This is a genomic window from uncultured Microscilla sp., assembly GCF_947493425.1.
In the GTDB taxonomy this organism is placed as follows: Bacteria; Bacteroidota; Bacteroidia; order Cytophagales; family Microscillaceae; genus Microscilla.
The window spans coordinates 1-278 of sequence record NZ_CANLRP010000615.1 but is presented as its reverse complement, the minus strand read 5'-3'; the positions used below and the strand labels follow the sequence as shown (position 1 = coordinate 278).

Here is a 278-nt window from a genome sequence, read left to right as displayed (position 1 = left end):
GCGGCACTCATTGCCCTTATTTTGGTAAACAAATATGTAGACCATCTTCCGCTTGATCGCCAACAAAAAATATTTAGGCGAGAGGGGGTTAAGATTAGCCCTTCAACCATTAATAACTGGGTCAAAAGAGGTATTGAATGTTTGGAGGTGTTGTACCAAAGCTTGGTAAACGAGATTAAAAACCGAGGTTACCTCCAGGCTGATGAAACTCCTATCAAGGTGCTCACTTCCGAAAAGAAAGGAGCTACCCACCAAGGTTATTTTTGGGTCTACCATGA

The 278-nt window shown here is 42.4% G+C and carries 1 protein-coding gene; it reads left to right on the top strand.

Annotation, left to right across the window (positions count from 1 at the left end):
* On the top strand, positions 1-278 hold a 278-nt coding region (locus Q0954_RS34755; RefSeq protein WP_299466887.1), incomplete at both ends, for a transposase.